Genomic DNA, 19622 nt, shown 5'->3' with positions numbered 1-19622 from the left:
AGATTTCTCTGTCAATTCCTCCGTCTATCCTGCTCACTACCGCTTAAAATGGCTCCGTATCTTCGTGCAGAGTTCCTGGGGTAAATATATTATTTCGCCACTCAGCCTTGGGAATACCCCTAGGATTGAAGTTGTCAAAAACCAACTCTTCTCCTTCTATTATAATCGAAATTGCATCATGATAAGAATTGTTTGTAATTTGTCTGTTTTGAGCATCATCATACATGTATGGACTACCAGTAGTTGTCAAGTTGATTCGCGTACCTTGAATTCCTTGGCTAATCAAGTATTCTTGTATAGCGTTAGCACATTCTCTACACTGACCTACTTTATATCTCTGTGCGATTCCGCTAACAACCCTCCTTAAATCGCCACTCTGAAAAACATAATTATCCAAATACTCCTTAAGCCCCAACAGCGGCACCCGCGTAATCAAAGGCTCAGGTTTCTCAGGCTGTGGCATCGGGAAAGGCTCGGGAGACGGAGGAAACCCATCCGCAGGCGGCCTGTTAATCAAAATTTCCGGTTCCGACGGGCGAGGCACTGGAAAAGGAGGCGGTGCGGGTGGGAATTCGTTCGGCGTTCCCTCCCTGAAAGTGAACATAATGTTCATCACGGGCGGGACGATCGCAACCAAAGCACCAGCAGTTGCGATAAGACTGAGTAGGCTATCCATCGAAAGAGTAGAAAGACCGCTAGGATCTATCGCATTAACCGGATTGGCATGAGCATACAAATAATTATGCAAGCTCATCGGATCGTTCATCCAGCCCTCAAACGGGTCTTGGGATGCAAACCGACCCCGATACTGATCGTAATACCGCTGCCTTAAATAATAACCCCCCAAATTCGAGTCATACTGTTCCCCCGCAAACAAATAATTATTAACCGTGCTTCCCGTGCGCCCGATTAAATTGCCAAAAGCATCGTAATTGTAAACATCCGTAACCCCACCAACACCATTCATCAAACCCCTCGTACTGCCCAAACCATCAACCAAATAGTACGAATCATTAACCCCCCTCTCCTGAGAAATCAAATCCCGCCCGTAAACATAACTCGCACCCAAAGAATTATTAACCCGTTCCTCCAAAACCTGAGCGTAATCCCGATTGCCGTCAACCAAATAGTCAGTCTTCACCCCATTAACAGTCTTGCTAACCCGAACTCCATCCGCATCGTAACTGTAAGCAACTGTATCCCCATTAGAGCTTTGCACTCCAACCAAACGATTCTCTTTATTCCAACTGTAAGTTACAGTTTCAACAACATTACCAGCAGCATCCTTCTGAGTCCGAGTTCGAGTATTCCCATTATCATCGTAGCCGTACTCGTAAGAGCGGACGACAACATTATTCTGCTTCAACTCCTCCCTTTGCAGGCGGTCGTTGCCGTCATAAACATAAGTCGTAACTCCCCCAACAGAATCATTCCGACTCAAGCGATTGCCAACAGAATCGTAGGTGTAACTAACCGTCCGATTTCCTGCAACAGGGTCGGTTATCGTCTCTTTTGTCACCCGATACAAATCGTCATACTCGTACTCAACCTTGCGACCGTTCAACTCAGTAACAGCGCGGCGGTTCCCCGCAGCATCCAAGGTGTAATCGAACTTAGAAAATACCGTTCCCTGGCGGCTGTACTCCAGCAACTTAAGCTGATTCAAATCGTCGTAAGTGCGAGTTTCAACAACACCATTCGGGAATTGGGTCCGCGACAGATTGCCAACCGGATCGTAGAAATAAGTCGTCAGTCCACCATCCGGGTCAGTTACCGTTTTCAAACGATTTTTTTCATCGTAAGTGTAATCAGTAGTACCGGAAGGAACAGCAACCGAAGTGATATTTCCCGCAGCATCGTACCCGTATTCAATCGTCGCAGTGTTGGGTGTATAAGGCCCGGTAGGGTCAGTGCGAGAAATCAACCTATCTCGCTCGTCGTACTTGTAACTGGTCGTACCCCGACTGTCAACAATGCTGGCAATCTTTCCAGTAGGAGTATAAGCGTACCTGACTGGATTTTGACTGCCCACAGAAGGCGCAGAACCCGAATCGTAATCGTAAAAAACGCTGTTGCCGTTAAAATCCGTCAGCCCGATAACATTCCCAGCCCCATCGTAATAAGTTTCCGACCATTTTTCATCGGGCAAAATTGTAGCTAAGGGGCGACCTACCAAATCGTACTCGTATTCAGTAACGCGAGTATTGGCATCTTTAACGCCAGTCAACCGACCTGCTTCATCATAACTGTACTCAGTCCTGAGTTCAATTAATCCAACACCCGGTTGATTCAAATTTTGGACGACAGCAGTCAATTTACCTGCTGCATTGTACTCGTATTTCGTTACTTTACCGTTGCGGTCAGTGGAACTAACGCGCCGTCCCAAAGCATCGTAAGTTGCGGTTGTTTTAGTATTGTCCGGGAACCGAGTTTCTGTGAGTCGATCTAATTCATCGTAAACAAAAGTAGTGGTACGGTTGCGAGCATTTGTTTCGCTAATCCGGCGGCCTGCTGCGTCGTATTGGTAAACAGTTTTCGGATTGTCTGCAAGAGTATCGGGCGTGCCGTCTGGGTAGATAATTTCGACAAGTTCGTTGTTAGCATTGTAGCGGTATTCGATGCGATTTCCCCGCTCGTCAATTTCAGCTTTGACATTGCCATTTTTGTAATACTCGACTTGGGTTCTGGGGTTATCTAACTCATTTGCAGGAGTTTTATCGGGGTAAATTGTTTCGGTCAAGCGACCCGCGTCATCATATTTGTATTGAGTAACGCGACCCAATTCATCAGTTCTAGTTACCAAGCGACCTGCTGCGTCGTAAGTGTTGTTAAGTTTCAGGTTTTTGGTAGGATCGTTGGGATTTTTATCAGGATAAATAATATCTTCCAACTGTCCTTTTTCATTGTAAACGTACTCAGTCCGGCGTCGCGAGCCATCAACAACAGCCGTGCGGTTGTCGTTAGCATCGTATTCGTATTTAGTGAGATAACCCTCGGCGTCAATGACGGATTCTACCCGTCCTTCTGCATCGTATTTCCACTCGGTAACTAACTCTTCTAACCCGTAAGGAGTAGTTACTTTTCTCGTTTCGGTCAACCGCTTGCCTAAATTGTTGTAGGTGTAAGTAGTGTCGTTGCCTTCTGCATCTGTTTGGCGAATCAAATTGCCGGAATTGTCGTATTCATAGCGGGTAATTTTGTTGTTAGCATCTGTTGTGGAACGGCGCAGACCCCTTGCATCATAACTGTGCTGGGTAATTTTCCCCGCAGCATCTTTTGTTGACAGCAAATTCCCACTCGGAGAATAGGTGTAAGTCGCAGTATTCCCCAGGGCGTCGGTTTCAGTCAAAACCTGTCCCCGACTGTTATAAGTCCACCGCGAAACATTCCCTAACGGGTCTTTTTCAGTTAACTTATTTCCCCGACTGTCATAAGTCCACTCAGTAGTTTGCCGCACTTCAACCGGATTGGCGGCAGCATTCAACTCAGTGGTAATTACAGTCTCAGTCAAGACATTATTATCCGGATCGTAAGTCCTGTCAATCCGCTTTCCTAACGGATCGACTTCAGTCAAAACGTTCCCGCGATTGTCGTAAACGTAAGTAGTTTCCTTGCCAAAAACATCCTTAACTTTCTGAATAGAATTATTCGGATCGTAAACCAACTCCACCGCCGAACCATTGGCATCAACCATCTGTTTGAGGCGACCTTGTTCATCGTACTCGGTCTTGACTCCACTGCGTCCCAACGGGTCGATAACTTCAGTTAAAAAGTGCGGTCTGTCCTCATCTTCATACTCAAACCGAGTTGCATTATTCTCCCTATCCTTAACAGCAACCAAATCCCCTTTCGCATCGTATTCGTACTTAACCTTCTTCCCATCCGGGTCAACAACACTGACAATCCTGCCTGCTGCATCCCTCTCAAAAGTCACCGACTTACCCGTACTGCTAGCAATCCCCGCATCGCTAAAAGTCAGCTTATTCCCATTCGCATCAGTAGCAGTCAATAAATCCCCAGACTTCGCATCAATCTCGTAAACAAGTCCTTCCTGCGTCGTCAACACATACACCCCACCAAACGCCGGATTTTCAGGATTGAAGGGCTGCCCGTTAACCCCGTAATACTCGCCGTACTCATTCCGTATCAAATTCGCATCCTTAACCGTCAGAGTCACCGTCGAACCCTTCTGAGACTCAAAAGCCGGTTTGTACATCGCAGCCCCCGGCCCAGCAGCCCCTAAATACTGATTCAGATGATGCGGAGTCGGCTTGAAGGTAAAGGTTTCCCGCTTACCACCGGGTAACGTAATAAACACCTTAGTCTTGCTATCAAATGCTACGGTATTGATGCCCAACTCTTCGTAAATCGGGTCAGCCTTCAAAGAAGTCTTCAAATCGGTATCCCGGAACTCCATCCGCCAGCCGTAGCCAAAATCATCACTGTTGTTGGCATTCAAAGAATCGTAAGTCCGAGTCACGTTAATCGGAATTCCCGCCACCGGAACCGTCAAATCAGTAAACGACAACCGGAAATTCCCCAACTTCAAATCGCCCGCAACATTCACCGTCCTTTCAGTAGTAGAACCGTTACCGTTGGTATCGAAAGCAGTGAACTTGAGAACGTAAGCGCCGTTAGCCAAAACAGTCGGGTCAAAAGTCGCAACCGTTCCGTTAGTGACAGCAGTCGTTCCCCGATAAACCTCCTTAAATCCTCCGCCATCGCCCGGAATTTGCCCGCCACCAACCGGGGCTACTTCCAATGTATAGTAAGCTAAATTGCTGTCGCTAATTGTGCCAGTAATATTGAATGGCGCGGTGATTTCTGCATCATCTTCCAGGGCGATATTTATAACAGGCGCGTTGACATCGGTGGGGTCAATTGCTGCTACAGTTTGAGTGGCAGTTCCGGCATTTCCAGCCGCATCTTTAGCTGTCGCAACTGCCGTTAAATTTTCTAAATTATTTACCTTGACAGATGCTTGACCTTGTGCATCCAACACTACAGGAGTGCCGTTGATAGTCAAACCCAAAGATTCAACTTTCACGTTATCGACAGCATTGACGGTAAACGTGACCGAATCTCCAACATCGACGGTATTGTTACTAGCAATTAAACTTACTTTCGGCGCAACAGTATCGGCGACAACGCTTAAATTGTAAGAAACAGTAACGCTTTCGCCAAAAGTATAAACTAAAAGGGAATTTCTTCATCAAGCTCGGGAAATTTAGCAGCCAGTTTATCCCAGGCTTGACTTGCTGCTTGTTTTACCCTACCATCGCTATCCCGCAAAGCATCAATTAGAGTATCTGCTGCTCTTAAATCTCCGATTTCACCTAACGCCCAAACTGCCATATGTCGTACTTCATTCTCACTATTTTGTAAAGCTTCGATGAGAGGGTAAGTTGCTCGTTCATCTTTGATTTGACCTAGAGATACTGCTGCCCAATATTGAGTCATCCAGTTATCGTTTTTTAAAGCATTAATGAGAATTTCCACAGCCCCAGCATCGCCTAATTCTCCCAAAATCCTGGCTGCTAATGCTTGGATGCCTAAATCATCGTCAGTCAAAGCTGGTTTTTCTAAAACCCGAATTAGCGGTTTTACAGTTCTTGGATCTTTTAGCTTCATTAAATCTGCTGCTATGTCTGTCAAGGATTGCAAAGACAATTCTGGTTGCAGCTTTTCCAGTAGTGAATCTACGATTTCTGAATTGTGTTCGCACCATATTTGATGAGCTTTTTGATAATCATTAACTACTGTTACTGTACAATCTTCATGTTTAGTTACGGAATAAGCTCCTGTTTCATAACACTCTGCTATCGTTGTCATCATGCTGGTGAGGCTGGTATATTTCTGGGTAATGTCCTCAGTGTCTTTGTGATAGGCGAAAATTATTTGACTGGTTTCTTGGCTGTCGTCAACAAATACAAAACCTCCGACTTCTCCTATATAACAAAAAAATATTTCTAGCCAACTGGAACTATGTATATCTTTCCAGCGTCTATAATCAATTAGCTTTGGTCGATAGTTACCTATAGCAACTTCTAGAGGATAAAAACTAAATTTATTAAAGATGTAAGCAACATGCTCTAACTCTGGACTATCTCCAGAAACGTTCCAGGCATCATATGCAGAACCGTTTTTCCATTTGTAGAGTTCGTAAAGTTCTTCTGGAAATTGAGCTGGCAAATCCTTAACAAGTTCTTCAATTTCACTGTCAGACAATCCTGGTTGTAATAATGAAACAGCTTTTGGCTTGTGTTTTTCTAAGTATTCGAGAATTCGGTTTAAAGCTTGAGTTAAGGTTGACATGGGAAGATATTTTTATCAAATTTAGAGATTGCCTTCGATTTTTTAGCGGAAAAATCTTTCATGTAGCGATTCTTCCGCTCTATGAGGTATGTCAGATTATGTTGTGAATGCCGGAGTTTTTTTATAGCCTTGGTATGTACCTCCAAAAACTCAATAAAAGCGACGGTTGTTTAAAAGGGAGGTTCGAGATTACCACTCTACAGAGAACGGTAATTTCCATTCCTATCTATCCAATACGAGAATGTACTCGATTGTGTATCTACGCCAAACCAGGCTCTAAGCGGATGGTTTGCATAAATGGAGGCATATCGATAAAAATCTCTGAGGTAACGACCTTGGAGCTCGTTTTCATTTTGAGGAACAAGTTTTAGCGAAACACTGCCACGATTGTAATTGATTCTCCCTCCTTGTAAAGTTGAGGAATAAGGATATTCATCACATTGCTTTCCATAATAGCGAGGATTTCTTCCATAAGGGTTCCAGTAGCAGTCTGATTCCCTTGGCACATTATACCAACCTATGGGAGGATATTTAGCTCCGGGGTTTTGTTGAACAATTTCCTGTCTTTCACTTTCGGACAATTCTCGTTGCCACCCAGGTCGTATGTACGCTAAAAATGCTGGAAGTCCGTTACTTAAAGCTGTTTCCGTATGGTCAGTAACTTCATCCATCTCCCTTCCCCAAACAATAACTGGAAAACCCTCAAAATCACAATTATTTCTGCCATTTTGTGCGATACACTGAGCAATTTTTTCTTTACTGACTTGTGTTTCACGAGTTATAGACACCGGCATCTTAGCCATTTTGTCTGCTCCCGTGCCGTGCCCTCTTAGATACCCAGGAACAAAGTGTTCGCCAGGGGTTTCTACCCTCAACGATAAATAAGGGGTTTGTGCTAGTGCAATGATTAAGGCTGTGTGGAGGGCAAGAGTAGCTTGAGTGTCAATAAACAGCCCAGTAGGGTCAGTTGCATTCACCGGATTTCCGTGAACGTAAGGATACTTCGCCAAAGACAGCGGCTCAGTTAAAAGCCCTTCAAAAGGATCTCTGCCACTAAAGCGTCCGGTTTCCGTATCGTAATACCTCGCTCTCAAGTAATAATCCCCTAAATTCGGATCGTACTGCTCGCCCGCATACAAGTAGTTATTAACCGTATTGCCCGTTCTCCCAATTAAATTACCGTAAGCATCATAAGTATAAGTGTCGATCGCATTGCCAGCGCCATTAGTTAAAGCTCTCGTACTTCCCAGCCCATCTACATGATAGAACGCACGATCGCTCCCTCTCTCAGTAGAAACCAAATCCAATCCATAAACATAAGATGCTTGCAAATTTCCATTGGGAGAATACTCTTCCAATACTTGAGCATGAGGCTGATTGGAATCAATCAAATAACGAGTTTCTTGTCCGTTAACTATTGTTGCCACCCGCACCCCATCAGCGTCATATCGGTACTCAATATTGCGAGTTCCCGAAGCATCTGTTACCTGGGCTCCTATCAAGCGATTTTCAAAATCCCAAGTGTAGACTGCTTTATCAGTATTGTTCTTAAAACGGGAAAGGAGATTGCCGTTGTTGTCGTAAGCGTAAGTAGTGACTTGACCGTTGATGGTTTCATTCAGTAACCTGTCATTTTCATCATAAGTGTAAGTTGTCAACCCCTGTATTGAATCATTGCGGGTCACGCGGTTTCCTATCTCATCATAGCCATACTGGATAGTACGATTTCCTGCAACAGAGTCAACAATCTTTTCTTCAATCAATCGATACAAATTATCGTAGCTGTACTCAACAATCCGACCGTTATTTTCCTCTACTTTTGTCCGCTGTCCTGCTGCATTAAGAACATAGCGATAACTAGAGATTACCACCTCTTGCGCCGATACAGGATCGACCCTAAAGTTTTTCGTAAAAGTCAAGCGATTCAGCTTGTCGTACTCGCGAATTTCAACAGTACCGTTAGGCAATTGTGTGCGGATGAGGTTACCAGCTTTGTCATAAATGTACTCCGTCAATCCACCGTCAGGGTCAGTCACAGTTTTGAGCTGGTTGTACTTGTCATAAGTGTTGATCGCAGTACCGGCTGGAGTTTTTACTGCAGCGATATTGCCAACTTGGTCGTAAGTATACTCTACTTTCCGCCCATCAGGTTCAGTTCGAGAAACAAGGCGATCGCGTTCGTCATATTCATAAGTCGTAGTGCGAGCAATTCCACCTTTTGTTTCAGTTACTGTTTGGCGCTGTCCGGTACTCGTATAAGTATACTTGAGCGAGGTTCCATCGGGGAAGTTTTCAGCAGCCAAGCGGTTGAGTTTATCGTACTCGTAAGTAACGCTTTGATCGTTAAAATCTTTGACACTCAACACATTTCCAGCAGCATCATAGGTGATTTCTGACCGCTGTTCTTTTGGCAAAATTACAGCAGTGCGACGACCGAGTTTGTCGTACTCGTAGCGGGTAATATTGTTGTTTGTATCCTTAATGCTAACCAAATTGCCACTCAAATCGTAGCCGTACTCAGTTCTTTGTTGCAAAGCATCTACCACGGCAACGAGTTGTCCTCGAACATCGTATTCAAACGCCGTTTTCTTGCCGGCTTGGTCGGTTGTGGAAATGATGCGACCGAGGTCGTCGTAAACATTAGTTGTATAAGTGTTGTCATCAAAACGAGTTTGTTGGATGCGACCTAGCTCATCATATACAAACCGAGTAGTACGTCCTAATTGGTCGGTTTCGGTAATCCGATTTCCAAACTCGTCATAGGTGTAGGTTTTGCGACGGCAAGCACAGCTACTGCGAGACTCAATCACGCGACCTACTGCATCATATTCGTACTCAGTACGATTGCCCAACTCGTCAATGGAAGCAATAACCCAACCTAGTTCATTATATTCTGTTTTAGTTCTGGGGTTGTTAGACAGGTCGTTAGGCGTACTATCTGGATGAATTACTTCAACCAGTCTATCTAGGGCATCGTAAACAAAATGAGTTGTTTGACCCGCTTGATTTGTTTCCGCAACTTTGAGTCCTGCTTTATTGTATTTGGTGATCGCGCCAGTGCGATCGCCAAAGTAAGTTTCTGTTCTGCGTCCCACTGTGTCATAAACATACCTTGTCGTTCGACCTAGGGCATCCGTTTCAGTTAGCAGGTTCCCCATCGCATCGTAAGTATAAGTAGTTTCACGTCCAAGTGCATCGCGAACTAGGGTTCGACGACCTGCCTTATCATACTCATACTCGGTACGGTTGCCTCGTTCGTCGATAGAAGCTGTTATGCGACCTGCTTTATCATATTCGCTTTTTGTTCTGGGGTTATCTATGAGGTTTTCAGATGTAAGATCGGGATAAATGGTTTCAATTAACCGTCCTAAAGCATTATAGATATAACGAGTTGTTTGATTGGTTCGATCGGTTTCAGCAATCAGACGACCTGCTTCGTCATACACACTTTTCTCTGATGTACCGTCAGCGTACAAAGTTTCTACAAGTTGGTTTTTAGCATTATAGCGATATTCAGTACGGCGAGCGATCGTACCTTCTTCAACGAATACAGTTAGATTTCCAAAGGCATCGTACTCGTACCGGGTGATATTACCTGCTGAATTGGTTTGACTCAAAACTAAACCTTGGGTATTATAAGTCCAGTTTGCTGTCTGTTGTCGCAAGCCATTGGGAGTAGTTACTGTAACAGTTTCAGCGAGTATATTGCCTTTGCTATCATAGGCATAAGTCGTTTCATTACCCAAGGCATCACTCTGACGAATAACGTTGCCGAACGCATCGTATTCAAATTTTGTTTGATTCCCGTTAGCATCAGTCAGTGAAGTGGTATTACCGAACAAGTCAGTGGTTTCTTTGATTGTATGACCAGTTGGATTAGTTGTGCTAAGAAGATTTCTTCTTTTGTCGTAGACATAACTAATTGTGTTACCCAATGGATCTGTTATGCTTAAAACTTGCCCAAAGCTGTTGTAGGCGTAATAGGTTGTATTCCCTAATGGATCTGTAATATAGGTTAAGTTTCCAGCACTATCGTAAGCGTATTTTGTCGTATTCCCTAGAGGATCGGTTTGGGTGAGTAATCTATTACCTTCATCAAAAGTCCGGTTGATAATTCCCCCAAGTGCATTCAGTTCTTGAACAATATTACCCCGGCGATCATAAACATAAGTCGTCGGTTTGCCAAAGACATCTAAAACAGTTTGAGTAGAATTATTGGGATCGTAAACCAATTCAACCGCCGACCCATTCGCATCAACCATCTGTTTCAAACGCCCGGAATCGTCGTACTCAGTCTTAACTCCACTGCGTCCCAACGAATCAATAACCTCAGTCAAAAAGTGCGGTCTGTCCTCATCTCCATAAACAAACCGAGTTGCATTATTCTCCCTATCCTTAACAGCAACCAAATCCCCCTTCGCATCGTATTCGTACTTAACCTTCTTCCCATCCGGGTCAACAACACCCACAATCCTCCCAGCAACATCCCTGTCAAAAGTCACCGACTTACCAGTCGAACTTGCAATCCCCGCATCGCTAAAAGTCAGCTTATTCCCATTCGCATCAGTAGCAGTCAGCAAATCTCCAGACTTCGCATCAATCTCGTAAACCAATCCCTCTTGGGTAGTCAACACATAAACACTACCAAACGCAGGATTTTCGGGATTGAAGGGCTGCCCGTTCACCCCGTAATACTCGCCGTACTCATTCCGTATCAAATTCGCGTCCTTAACCGTCAAAGTCATCGTCGAACCCTTTTGAGATTCAAAAGCCGGCTTGTACATCGCAGCCCCCGGCCCAGCAGCCCCTAAATACTGATTCAAATGACTCGGAGTCGGCTTAAAAGTAAAGGTTTCCCGCTTACCACCAGGTAACGTAATAAACACCTTAGTCTTGCTATCAAAAGCTACGGTATTGATGCCCAATTCTTCGTAAATCGGGTCAGCCTTCAAAGAAGTCTTCAAATCAGTATCCCGGAATTCCATCCGCCAGCCGTAGCCGAAATCATCGCTATTGTTGGCATTCAAAGAATCGTAAGTCCGAGTCACGTTAATCGGAATTCCCGCCACCGGAACCGTCAAATCGGTAAACGATAAGCGGAAATTCCCCAACTTCAAATCGCCCGTAACATTCACCGTTCTTTCAGTAGTCGAACCGTTACCGTTGGTATCTATTGCAGTGAACTTGAGAACGTAAGCGCCGTTAGCCAAAACAGTCGGGTCAAATGTCGCAACCGTTCCGTTGCTGACAGCAGCAGTTCCCCGATAAACCTCCTTAAACCCTCCGCCATCGCCCGGAATTTGCCCGCCACCAACCGGGGCTACTTCCAATGTATAGTAAGCTAAATTGCTGTCACTAATCGTGCCGGTGATGTTGAAGGGCGCGGTGATTTCTGCATCATCTTCCAGGGCGATATTTATAACAGGCGCGTTGACATCGGTGGGGTCAATTGCTGCTACTGTTTGAGTCGCAGTTCCGGCATTTCCAGCACTATCTTTAGCTGTTGCAATTGCCGTGAAATTGCCTAAATTATTTACCTTGACAGATGCTTGACCTTGTGCATCCAAAACTACAGGAGTGCCGTTGATAGTCAAACCCAAAGATTCAACTTTCACGTTATCGACAGCATTCACCGTGAACGTGACAGAATCCCCAACACCGACAGTATTGTTGCTAGCAATTAAACTTACTTTCGGCGCAACATTATCGGCAACGACGCTTAAATTGTAAGAAAGAGTAACGCTTTCTCCAAAAGTATCAGTCACCTTAACCTCAACCGGATGATTGCCGATATTAGCAGCAGTCGGTTTCCAACTAATCCGCCCGAATTCATCAACAGTCATCCCACTGGGAGATTGAATTAAAGCAAAAGTCAACAAATCTCCATTCGCATCAGTCGCCTTCAAATCGTAGCGATAACTTGCACCGGGCGAAACAGATTGAATCGGAATGTTGGGAATAACCGCTGCTGAATTAGCCCTGGCGATTAACTCAAAACCTTGGGCCGCACCCGTACCGGAATTGTCAACAGCCCCGACTACTACTTGATGGTTTCCAGCAGTAGGATTGTTCCAAGTAATCGCACCAGTAGCCGAATTAATTGTCATTCCCGGAGGAGATTGCAATAACTGGTACTGCGAGATAGTACCGTCAGCATCGGCGGCAGTTACTTGGTAGGTATAAGGGCGTCCTGGTGAGGCTGTAAATACAGGTGTGGAAGTAATTGCTGGAGAAAGGTTGATAGCAGTAGTTGCGGCATTGACAGTAAAAGTTTGAGTAGCAATTGCCCCTGAAGAGTCAGTCACGGCAACCTCTACAGAATGCTGTCCAATTTGAGTAGAATTCGGCGTCCATTGAATAACACCGTTACTATCAATTGCCATCCCGACTGGATACTTATTCAAACTAAAAGTCAGCGGGTCATTTTCGGTATCAGTCGCGACAACAGTATAAGCGTAAACCTGATTTACTGCCGCCTTCGATGGGGGAGTCGAAACCACAGTCGGTGGCGTGTTTATCCCCCTGACAGCCAGCGTAAATTCTTGGACTGCATAGCCGCCGTTGCCGTCAATTGTCCTTACAGAAACAGTATGTTCGCCTACTTGTTCCGCGTTAGGCTGCCAGCGTAAAGCGCCCGATTGCGCGTCAACAACCATCCCAGATGGGGCTCGATCCAAACTCCACAGCAACCTGTCTCCATCTGCATCGCTACCCGTCAAATTGTATTGATAAAGCTTGGCGAGATTGGTAATTTGTTCGGGAGTAGAATCGATACTGGGGGCGCGATTTGAAGCGACATTATCCGCAGTTAAGTTAAACGTTTGAGTGGCTAAACCTCCCAAGCCGTCGCTAACTCTCACCGTTATTGGATAAGTTCCCTGCTGCGATACTTCGGGAGTCCAACTAATCAATCCTTCTTGGAATGTCATGCCGGCGGGCGTCGAAGCTGGCGTTGCAAATGCCATGCCGGAGGGCGGATTTAATAGAGTATATGTTAAGGGGTTGCCGTCTGGGTCAGAGGCTGCTACTTGATAGAAATAAGTCTTGCCCAAACGGGTATTTGTGCGGGGAGTTGAGGTGATGGATGGTGCTCGATTGGGGGCGGCTGGGCTGACGGTTAATTCGATTCTTTGGAATGCTTCTCCTCCTTTGTTGTCGGTGGCTTTGATCAGGATTTCCCAAGGTTCGACTTCGCCGGCGTAAACCCAATTGAATGCGCCTCCTTGTTGTGCGGTTGTGGGAGTCCAATTTACGACTCCGGTGGTGGGGTTGATTGTGGCGTTGGTGGGGGTGACAGGTTTGCTGGAATTGGGAATTATGGAGTAGGTAATTGCGTCTCCATCTAAGTCTATGGCTTTGGCTTGATATTGGAATGGTTGGTTGACGGCGGGATTGATGTTTTGTGGCAGTTGGGAAGTGAAAACGGGGGCGTTGTTTCCCGGTAGGACTTCGATTTTGAAGGCTTGTAAATCGGTGCCGCCTCTGCCGTCGTTCACTCGGACAATGATGTCGTGGGTGCCGACGGAATTGAGTGGGGGACGCCAAGATATTGTACCGTTGGGGGCAACTGCCATGCCTTTGGGGGCGACTGCTAAATCGAAGGTTAAGTCGTCGTCGTTTAAGTCAGTTGCAGATGTCCTGTAAACTAATCTTTCTCCTGCTTTGACTGTTGTTGGCGGGGTACTGGTAAATTCGGGGTCAATATTGGGGCCTGCTAATTTGGAATTTGTGGCTGCAAAATCTACTCCAAATTTCGTATTGTTGGCGGTAACTGTGACTTCTTGATAAATGGGATTGGTTGGAGAAGTTTGAGTCCATCCCGGTTGCAATTGAGAGACGATGCGATAAGTTCCAGGGGCGAGGGTGAAGGAATAGTTGCCGCTGGCGTCGCTGTAAGTGTAGGGTTCGTCGGTATCTCGGATGCCGTCGCGGTCATTATCGACATAAACTAACCAATTTTCCATTCCCGGTTCGTTGTCTGTCGGTTTACCTAAACCTCGGACTACCATTAAGTTGTTAAAACCGCCCCAAGCGTTGAAGAGTAAGTCTCCCGTCACCGGGTCGGTTGTTGCGCCCCAGGCACCCCCATAATTGGTAACAAAAGGAGTTCGAGTTGAAGGAATGGGATTGCCGTCGTTATCTATAGAGTAAGCATAGATGCCACCACCATTCCATTCTGCCATCAGCAAACCTTCACCGCTGTCAAAATTGGGTGCGGAGATTGGCATATAAACAAAGGCACCCGGGCCGGCACCTGCGGTTGTTTCCAATTTAGGCGGATTGATGGTGTAGCGGGGCGTACCGTCGGGGAAGTTGCCGTTGCGCGTGTAGGTGAGGGTGTAGAATCCATTGCTGGGGTAGGCACCAGTGGCTTTGAGTTGCCCCTCTCCGGGAAAACCTTCGGGAACGAAAGTCAAGCCGCCCATAGCCCTGGGATAGTAACCACTGGGGGCGCCGCCCGGTGTGATGGAATAGATGCCGGTCGGTTTCCACAAATTGGCTAAGAGTACGTTGTCGGGGGTGTAGACCAAACCCGCATCGCTGTAGGGAGAGTCGGCAAAGTAATTGGCAGTGTAGGGCGTTTCTGGGTCGCCGTCGTCGTCTAAGCCGATGATATGACCGTTTTCTCCCCGCACTACCTTAACTTCGTACAGGGCACCTCCAGGAGATGCTGCACCGCCGCCCAAGAGCAAAGTATTGGGGTCAACAGTGCCGTCCGGGTTGCGTTTGAAGGTCATCGCCCCCAATATGCCCGGTACGCCGTCAGGTCGATTTAAGTTGTAGGCGGCGTAGTTATCTGCAAAGCGCGGGTCCACTACCACCCGACTGTCAGGAGTCATGTTACCCGGATTGGTAACGCGGCGAGTGCCAGTTCCGTCTGCATCCAGATACACGCTGCCCTTAACCGTGCCGGGGACGACGCTGCTGATTGACAAATCAAAACTTTGGATGTCCGCGTTGCCGCGACCGTCCTCGACTCTGACTCTCACTTTGTGAGTACCCTCGACGGGAGTCGCCCAAATAATTCTGCCGGTTTCTGAATCAATAATTGCACCGCTGGGCGCGTCTTCCAGCAAATAAGTGAGAGTATCTCCGTCAGCATCGCTGGCATCCGTGTCGTATACATAACGCCCGCTTGTATAACCGGAAGTAACGGCCGAAGTGTTGAAAGTCGGAGAACTGTTTCCAGGTTCGGGTACCACCCGCACTTGGAAATCTTGCTGGGCAACACCACCTTTGCCGTCATTCGTTTCCAAGACGACGCGGTAAGTCCCCAATTCCTGACCGATGGCACCGCTAGTCTCGCCATCCCCGGGAGTAACGACTGCGGGTACGGACTTTCCAGACAGCGTTTGGAAACTGTAAGCAGAAGCTGTAGTAGAGTCGCCAATTACTGCCAAAACGTACTCCCCGTCAACAGGCAACAATGCCTCGAAGTCCGTGGCAATATTGTTGATGCCAACAGTCCTTGGCGAGCTGTTTTGATGCCCCGGCTGGTAAAGTATCCAATTATTAGACCAGCCTCCCGATATTGAGTCAAAGAAAACGCGCTGACCCGCAGTTCCAGTAAACTTGTAGAGGTGAACCGGTTTTCCCGGCTCCAAAGTAGCGCTGACACGCTTGTTGAGTTCCAAGTCTTGGGCGTCTGCAAAATCCAGCACTCGGAAGCGGAAGTCAGCAGGAGAATCTTGTTCCCCAGTCAGTAACAAATTGTAAGTACCAGACTCACTTAAGGTATAAGGGCCGGCATCGCCAGTTGACGACGCGCGCCACCAACCATCGTTGAGAAATATCGTGTCACCGCTTGGGCTAACCAAGCGGGCGGCAACAGATTCAGCCCCTCCACCCGGAACCATACCGTCGTAAAAGATTGTTTGTCCGGCCGATCCTGTAAAACTGTAAACTTCAGCAGTTCGCCCGGGGTCTTGAGTTTTGCTAACCGTCACCCCCATTTGCAGGGAGTTCTCATTGTCGCGGGGGTCAGGAGTAACGGACGGCAACTCTAGAATGCGGTAGCGGTAGTCACCCGTACTGGTGGCATTGCTCCCCTGCACGCGCACAGTGTAAGTCCCCGTTTGCAGCAGTTGATAGTGACCCCAGTCGTTGCTGGCGTTAATGTGGATGATTTGGCTGCCGTCAGGGTTGAACAGCTTGACTTCAACTGGGTCGTTGTCGCTGTCTTGACTGTCAAAGTAAATGCGAGTGCCAGCACTAGCTGTGAAGGTGTGATTGACCACCTGTGCTGCTGCAATATTCCCGCTTTGCACGCTGCCAAGTCCAGTCGTGGCGACAGATGCTGGCGTAACATCCGTTGCCGTAAAACTGTAGTTAACGGGGGTACTGCTGCGGCCGCGAACCGCTAAAACGTACTCCCCGGTTGTCGGCAGCATCAAGTTGAAATCCGAACCCGTCCCGCTACTCGAAGGAAGTGGCTGATTGTTAGGCCCGTAAAGTATCCAGTCCGCGCTATTTCCAAAAGGTACAGCCACATCAAAGTTCAGCCTTTGTCCCGCCGTCCCCGTAAATTTATACAGTTCCACCTCGTTGCCAGGGTCGAGAGTGCCGGGGGTAGGCGTTCCTACAATCAGAGAAGCTGCCGTCGTTAGATCGCTCAAGCGGAAATTGTAGTTGCCCGTCGCGTTGTTGTCCCCATCAACAATCAAACGGTAAGTGCCCGACTCGGTAAGAGTCGCAGGCGGCCAGTCAGTATTGGCTGCATTCCAGTTAGCATTGCCGTTGGCTGCGTTCCAAGTATTGTTACTAAATTCTGCACCGCCGGGACTCACCAATTTGAAGCGGATACCGCTGCTGGCATCGAAGCTGTCGAAGAATACCCGCTGCCCCGGCCCTCCCGCGAAAGTATACTCGTTTCTTTCTCCTGCTTCCCCAATAGTCCCCGATACAGCGCGACCCAATTGCAAAGGAATAGGGGTAGCAATAGGAGGACTAGCAACTTTAAAACTGTAGTTGGCGGGAGTCGCAGAATTGTTCTGAAGGGCAAGTACATAAGTGCCAGGGACTGACGGCGTTATTTCAAAGTCAGAACCAGTCCACCCCGATGTAGGGACAGGCTTGTTGTCCGGCCCGTAAAGCACCCAGCGAACGTCGCTGCCGGTACTGGCTGCTAAGTCGAAATAAAGCGGCTGCCCAACAGCAGGTTTAAATTGGTAAAAATCTATCTCGGTTCCCGGTGCGAGGGTATTGGAAATATCGGCATCCAGATTTAAAAGCGGTACTGCTTGCGGGTCTTCCACATCCACCAAACGGAAACTGTAATTGCCCGTCGTATTGTCGGTACCGTCGATGACTAAGTGGTACTCGCCTGCCTCCTGCAGAAACATAGGGGCGGTCATGTCAGCATTCAAATAGCTGCTCCACGTCGGCTGAATGCCCCCCCACCAATAATTGTTGATGCTGGGGCTGTTGGGGTCGTTGAGTACGGTATCGGTAGGATGGCTGGGCGAGAACAGCTTAACAGTGAAGTTGCTGTCGCCGCTGATGCGGTCAAAGAACAGCCGCTGACCGGGCTTGCCGTTAAATTTATAGATATCCCGCTCTCCAGGTTCGTTAATACTGCTAGAGACGGGCGAACTCAAAGTTAAAGGGGATACAGTTGTTTCGGGTGTCACCACCTTAAATTGGTAACTCTCTGGGGCGGTAACGTTGGTGCTGCCACCCATCACCAGAGTGTAAGTGCCGTTCCCCGGCAGCCTGACTTCTAAGTCCGGCGACAACCCGCTGAGGGGCGCAGGTATCACTTGGTTGTCAGGCCCGTAAAGCGTCCAACCCGTACCCTTATTCCAGTAATCCCAGCTTCCTGCTAGGTCAAAATACAGGTGTTGCCCTTCTGTTCCTTCAAACCGATAAACTTGTCGCTCTCGGGCATTAGCTAAAGTACCGGACTGGTTTTGGTCAAAGGGCAAGTCGAAGACGCTGGGATGGTTGGTACTCTTCGTGTCGAGGAGGCGGAAACTGTAGTTGCCCGTGCCTCTCCAATCCCCATTAATTTCAACTCGGTAAGCACCCGCCTCTTCCAGGGTTATTGGTTTCTGTTCTGCTGTTGTTTGTTGGTGGTAAATCTCTTTGCCGCTAGGACTAAAAATTTTCGTCCGCAAATAAGGGTCGTTAGCGACGAGGCTATCTACGACTAGCTGCTGACCTACGGTACCCGTGAAAGTGTAGGTGTCCAGTTCGCCCATTTTCCCAATGGCACCCGTTGCCGCGTTCCCGAATTCGATGGGGGCTGTTGTCCGTTCAGAAGTAACTGCTTGGAATGGGTAATTTACGCTGCTGTTATGTGGGTTAACGAGCGCTACGGTGTAAGTGCCGTCGGTAGGCAAGGTTAATTCTGCATCGCCCGCCCCATTCTGTTTCAGGATGCTGTTGCCAGGCCCGTAAAGCGTCCAGTTGCTGCCATCATTCAAAAAGTAGACGTTTTGCCCTGCCGTACCTGTAAACTGCAACAACCGCGTTTCGTTTGCTGCTACAGTCCAAGTTTGAGCGGGGGCGTCCAGCACTATTGTCGCTGCTTGAGAAGCGTCTAAGAAGCGGAAGCTGTAAGCGCCTGTTTTGGTGGTGTCTGGGATATATGTTGTAGTAGGGGTATCGACAACAGCGCGGTAAGTACCCGTTTCCAGAAGCGCGAACAAGTCGCGGTTCCAGGATGTCGATATATTGGGGAATACCTCCACACCGCTGGGGCTTAAAAGCCGAACGTTTTTTGAACCGCTATCTGCAAGGCCGTCGAAGTACAGGCGCTGACCTGCCGTTCCATTGAAGGTGTAAATGTCTTGTTCCCCAGGCTCGCTGATGGTACTGTTTGCTGGGGTTGGGGTGCCAATGGGAAGAGATGCCGTGGTCCATGTCGGTGTCACGACCCGGAATTTGTAGTTAGCCGGATTGCCGTTGTGTCCTTGCAAAGCTAACAGGTACTCACCACCACCAGGTAACGCTAACTCAAAGTCGCTAAGTGCCTGCGTTCTGTTAATAACCGTCTGTCCCCCCGGCCCGTAGAGAGTCCACGTATTAGACCACGAACCATCTAATGCGTCAAAGTACAAATACTGACCGGCTTGCCCGTCAAAGCGGTACAAGTCGGTCTCAAAAGGGCTGGGGGCAAAGGTGCTTTCAATATCTGCGTCCAGAACCAAGGGGGTAGCGCTCGCCCTGTCGAGGAGGCGGAAGCTAACGTTGGCGGTTGGTGTGGCTTGGTCGTTGGACAGCAGCAGGTAAGTAGTTAAGCAAAATTAATTACATAATTATCTCCAAATTCTTTAAGAATTCTTTCTACAGATGAAACAAGAGAT

3 protein-coding genes are annotated in these 19622 nt (G+C 47.5%); all 3 read right to left on the bottom strand.

Translation table 11 applies throughout. The features are described 5' to 3' along the window. Positions 1 to 43 precede the first annotated feature (43 nt). On the bottom strand, positions 44 to 5047 hold the full coding sequence (locus QT992_RS27850) for a papain fold toxin domain-containing protein (RefSeq protein ID WP_333378222.1): 5004 nt from the start codon (positions 5045 to 5047) through the stop codon (positions 44 to 46). A 146-nt stretch (positions 5048 to 5193) separates the two neighbouring features. Further along, positions 5194 to 6315: a HEAT repeat domain-containing protein gene (locus tag QT992_RS27845; protein WP_333378219.1), complete on the bottom strand. Its 1122-nt coding sequence runs from the start codon at positions 6313 to 6315 to the stop codon at positions 5194 to 5196. 197 nt (positions 6316 to 6512) lie between these two features. Next, complete coding sequence (locus tag QT992_RS27840; RefSeq protein WP_333378216.1) at positions 6513 to 19466, bottom strand: putative Ig domain-containing protein; 12954 nt, start codon at positions 19464 to 19466, stop codon at positions 6513 to 6515. Positions 19467 to 19622: the final 156 nt, after the last annotated feature.

The sequence above is a fragment of the Microcoleus sp. T3_D1 genome, from assembly GCF_036700405.1.
Taxonomy (GTDB): domain Bacteria; phylum Cyanobacteriota; class Cyanobacteriia; order Cyanobacteriales; family Microcoleaceae; genus Microcoleus.
The sequence above is the reverse complement of the archived record's forward strand: the minus strand, read 5'-3'. Positions and strand labels throughout refer to the sequence as shown.